We start from the raw sequence: 4,419 nt of genomic DNA, 5'->3' as shown, positions 1-4,419 counted from the left end.
ATAGTTTTCGAGCGTTAGCTGGCAGAGTCTAAAATTTGAACTAAATAATTATTATCCATTCCCGCCAGATACCGCTTCATTTTTAAACTTCCTTTAAATCCTTTTTCCTGTTTCAGTAAATTGACAGCTAAACGACGTAGAAGAGCAAAATTTTCAGGAGAATGATCTTTACGAATGCGGCTCTTGTCTTCAGAAAAAGTAACATCCAATGTCCAATGTAAGCTATTTTCAATACCCCAATGACTGCGAATTGCTTGAGAAATCTTCTCAGCATTACTGGCTAAACTACTTAAATAAAACCGAACTTCTGTGGTAGTTTTATTCCACAAACGTCTTTCACTTACGACCATCACAATCGTTTTTAATCCAGTCCATAATGATTGATTATAAAGAGGTGGTAACTCCGAGACTGCCACTGTCCAAATTTGTCTTTTTTCAACTCGATGATGCCCTCCTTCTATTTGTTGATAATAGCTATGCTCTCTACCAGCAAACTCTTCTTTCGGTGTTTTCGAGATATTAGCGATCGCAAGCAAGTGGAAAAAATTTTAACTGATTACAATCGAACGCTAGAACAACAAGTTGCCGATCGCACCGTCGAACTCCAACGTGCCAATCAGGAATTATCGCGCTTAGTAAATTTAGACGGATTGACCCAGGTTGCGAATCGCCGCCGCTTCGATTACTATCTGGCTAGAGAGTGGCAACGACATCTACGAGAACAGCAACCTTTAGCACTGATTCTCATGGATATTGACTATTTTAAACGCTACAACGATCGCTACGGACACCAGCGCGGAGATGATTGTTTGATCCAAGTGGCGCAGGCGATCGCTAAAATTCCCAAACGTCCTACAGATTTAGTTGCTCGTTACGGTGGTGAGGAGTTTGTGGCGATTTTGCCGAATACAAATGCAGAAGGTGCGTTAATCGTGGCAGAATCTATACGAATGGCGATCGCTGCGATCGCTATTCCCCACCCCAAGTCGGAGGTAAACCCATACTTGACGTTGAGTTTGGGTGTTACCAGTTTAATTCCCAGCTTAGATATGAGATTAGAGGATTTAATTGCTAACGCAGATCGAGCCTTGTATCTAGCCAAAAACCAGGGACGCGATCGCGCGATCGTTGTGATTCACCCTCAAAACTGTCCGCAACCTTTCACATCTTAAAATCCAGGTTCATCGTTTAAAGTTTCAATTAATAAATTCATTTGCTCTTTACCCTCAACCAAAAAAGTTTCGCACTGCTGCAAATATTCTACAGCCATTGCGAATTGCTCAAAAACTTCCTCTAAAAGGAGTTCTCCTGATTCAACTCGATTAATAATTTCTTCAAGCTGAGCCACTGTCGTTTCATATTTCCAGTCAGACTGGCGTTGTGAAAAATCAATCATTTTAAGTAGAAGGAAGAAGGAAGAAGGAAGAAGGAAGAAGGAAGAAGGAAGAAAAATTTAGTTATCTAGGAGCCGCCACAACGGTCTTGACATTCTCGTTCGCCCAAACCCTTTCTCCGATTGTATTTTCCTCCTACATAAGAGCCTCCTGCCTTCTGCCTCCTGCCTCCTGTTTCCTCCTGATTACTCATTCATATTTTTATACGTAGCCACCGCTGACGGCGAACTCCGATTCAAATATCGAAATATCCAATACTTGAAAACAGCATCTAAAATCACAGGAAAAGTGGCAATAAATAGAAAAATGAAATCTCTATTTTCTGGTACTCCTAGATGCTTAGATACATTTTCTAGAATCACTTCCCAGCCGTGAGGCGAGTGGAAACCCACAAAAATATCCGTAAACAAAATAATTATAAAAGCCTTAGCACTATCGCTGAGACCGTAAACCACATCATCCATAAAAGATTTTAAAATATCTATTTGTCTTTTGTTATTAATAATAATGCCAGCGAAAACACCGCAAGCTACGAGATCGGAAAAAACATTTTTAATAGCATTAGCACTTTCATTGCGGTATTCCTCCGCAATTTTAACAGCCTTCAGTGCTAACTCTTTCTCCTTTTCCTCCGCAGAAAGTGGCGCAACTAAACCGACTAACTCTCTGAACTTCATGAGTTCCTCAAATCTCTGCAACTCTTGAAAAGCTTCTTCTTCCAAATCCTCGTTAATGAAGATTTGAGAAATTTCCGTTCGAGAAATTTCCGCTGGTCTAGCTTGGTCAACGATTGGCCCGACAATGAAATTTTTGGATAATTGCTGGGCCAGGAGTGGAATTAAAATCAAAAGTAAAATAAACCGAATAGAGATAATAGTTTTTACCTTTGAATTACGAAAGCTTTTGATTACTTCCTTTTCTGCTTCCGGGTTTAAGTCTCTAGTAATTCTATTCAGAGTTCCCAGGAGCGAACGCGGCAGTAAACTCATCTCTGCGGCGCTAGTATCAACATTGTTAGCTATATTTTTATTCGACTCTCCTGAATAGTTATTTTCAGATGGCGGAGAGTTTTGATGGGAAGAATTTACTGAAACATTCTGCGAATTGGCAACCGAGAGGCTCTCCGTCAAATTTTGTAGGGTTTGAGCCTTAGTATACTTATTTATTACCCCATCAATAAACTCAAGCTTCTCAAAGAACTCGGAAGCTCTATCTCGTGTCTCTAGACCATAAATTTTTGTAGATTTATCACCTAAATTTCTGTGATGAAGTTGACCTGCAACTCGCTCCTGAAAATTGAACACATAACGACTAGCATTAAACTCCACCAATCTCATTTTGACAATCTTTAAATATTTTCTCAGTTCCGAGTTAAAATAAGACTGTACGCTGTCACCGTAATTAACAGATTGAGCCGAGATTTTTTTGCCATTAAAATGCTCGTCTTCCAACTCCTTAATTGCTAAGGCAGCATTGTAAGCCTGATCTAAGGCTCTCTCCGGCGTTTCTTGATACCAGTCGTTGGCGGAGTGCAAGTATTTTCCGATCGCGATCCAGGGAGATATAGTCATAGCTGAAATTGGTTAATACTTTTGGAAAAGTACCAGCAAGCATTAGTGTATTTGGTATCTTAGCAGATTTATTTATTGTAGAAACTGTGACCTCTGATTCTTTTTGGATTACTGGAAGTTCCCGCAGCGGTAAAACCACTCGCCTAGTAGAGCAGTTTTGTCAATGGAGCCGAACTGTTAAGCCTTTATCACCTAATTTTCCTCGCCGCCAAAGTCAGTTACAACAGATGGCTGGTCAGAGAGTACCAGCAATTTTGGTATTAGCCGCCAACGGCGACAACAGACTGGATTTAGCTGACCGGATTGCGGAAGCTACCTTTGGTCAACATTCCTTTCACTCAACTACGCCTCTAGGTTTTTTTGAAGACGAAGTAGTGCTGTTTTGGCCTCTCCTAATTCGTTCGCTTGACTTAAGGGCTCAATTTCCGTTACGACTGCGACCTGAAACCGAACAGGAACTTGCAGCTATGCTCTGGCGTTCTGAACTGGACGCAGGCATTTTGGGACAAGCAGGTGTAGGTACAGAACGCATGGTGCGTAGAACTCTAGATTTATTCCAACTGGCTGCTCAGAGCGGTACACCCGCAGAAGAAATACCCACTCTTTTAGAAGAGGGATTTGCTGATGATAACGCGCCGGCTAGCCTGTGGGAAGTCATGGGAGAGTTGTTGGTGAAGTGGCGAGAGTGGTGTTTAGCCAGAGGATTACTTACTTATGGCATTATTTGCGAACTCTATTGGCGGTATTTGCTGGAAGAGCCTACTTATCAGCAACACTTAGCGGAGCGCTATCAAGCAGTGCTGGCGGACGATGTGGATGAATATCCAGCTATCAGTCGCCGCCTGTTTGAGTTCCTGCTCGATCGCGGTGCAGCAGGTGCTTTTACCTATAATCCCGATGGGGGAATTCGGCTAGGTTTAGGGGCTGACCCAGAATATATGGCAGACTTACAAGTACGCTGCTTGGTAGAAAACTTGAACCAGCCTACAGGCTTAGCCTCAGAGATTGGAGAGGCAGTTGTAGACTTGGCGGTTAATGCTTTCATATTTTACCCTTCACACCACCGCTTGCCTGCCTCAGTGCGATCGCTTCAAACCACTTCTCGCTCCGATTTGCTACGAAAAACGGCTGAAACAGTCGTCGAGTTAGTACAGTCAAAAGCCGCAAAGCCCCAGGAAATTGCAGTGATTGCACCTGGTTTAGATGCGATCGCACGCTACAGCCTAATTGAAATCTTTACCAGTCGCAACATCCTCATCGAATCCCTTAACGACCAACGCCCTCTCTCCAGTTCTCCTACCATCAGAGCTTTACTCACCCTTTTAGCCTTAGTCTATCCAGGTTTGGGTCGTCTTGTAGGAAGAGATGATGCAGCCGAAATGCTAGTCGTATTAAGTCAGCGATCGGCGAAAGGGGGAGGTAGGGGAGATGGAGAGGATGGGGGGAGATGGGGG

4 protein-coding genes and 1 pseudogene are annotated in these 4,419 nt (G+C 42.9%); 2 read left to right on the top strand and 3 right to left on the bottom strand.

Annotation, left to right across the window (positions count from 1 at the left end; genetic code table 11):
• Window positions 1-14 precede the first annotated feature (14 nt).
• The gene (locus OSCI_RS14665; RefSeq protein WP_019487523.1) at window positions 15-536 is read right to left on the bottom strand and encodes an ISAs1 family transposase; all 522 of its coding nucleotides are present in this window, start codon (window positions 534-536) and stop codon (window positions 15-17) included.
• Between OSCI_RS14665 and OSCI_RS14660 the strand changes: the two genes are divergently transcribed.
• Complete coding sequence (locus OSCI_RS14660) at window positions 477-1,172, top strand: diguanylate cyclase (RefSeq protein WP_007355781.1); 696 nt, start codon at window positions 477-479, stop codon at window positions 1,170-1,172. The two genes, OSCI_RS14665 and OSCI_RS14660, sit on opposite strands and share 60 nt — an antisense overlap.
• On the opposite strand, the gene xseB is transcribed toward OSCI_RS14660, so the two are convergent.
• Both xseB and OSCI_RS14650 read right to left on the bottom strand, forming a co-directional pair.
• Entirely contained in the window at window positions 1,169-1,396 is a 228-nt protein-coding gene (xseB, locus tag OSCI_RS14655; RefSeq protein ID WP_007355780.1) for an exodeoxyribonuclease VII small subunit, read from the bottom strand. The two genes, OSCI_RS14660 and xseB, sit on opposite strands and share 4 nt — an antisense overlap.
• Window positions 1,397-1,579: 183 nt before the next feature.
• Window positions 1,580-2,965: a proton extrusion protein PcxA gene (locus OSCI_RS14650; RefSeq protein ID WP_007355779.1), complete on the bottom strand. Its 1,386-nt coding sequence runs from the start codon at window positions 2,963-2,965 to the stop codon at window positions 1,580-1,582.
• An 8-nt stretch (window positions 2,966-2,973) separates the two neighbouring features.
• Here OSCI_RS14650 and OSCI_RS14645 point away from each other — a divergent pair.
• Window positions 2,974-4,419: pseudogene (locus OSCI_RS14645) on the top strand (recombinase family protein); the annotation flags it as partial.

This window comes from Kamptonema sp. PCC 6506, assembly GCF_000180455.1.
GTDB lineage: Bacteria > Cyanobacteriota > Cyanobacteriia > Cyanobacteriales > Microcoleaceae > Kamptonema > Kamptonema formosum.
Note: the sequence above shows the minus strand (reverse complement) of the source record. Positions and strands in the feature narration are given on the sequence as shown.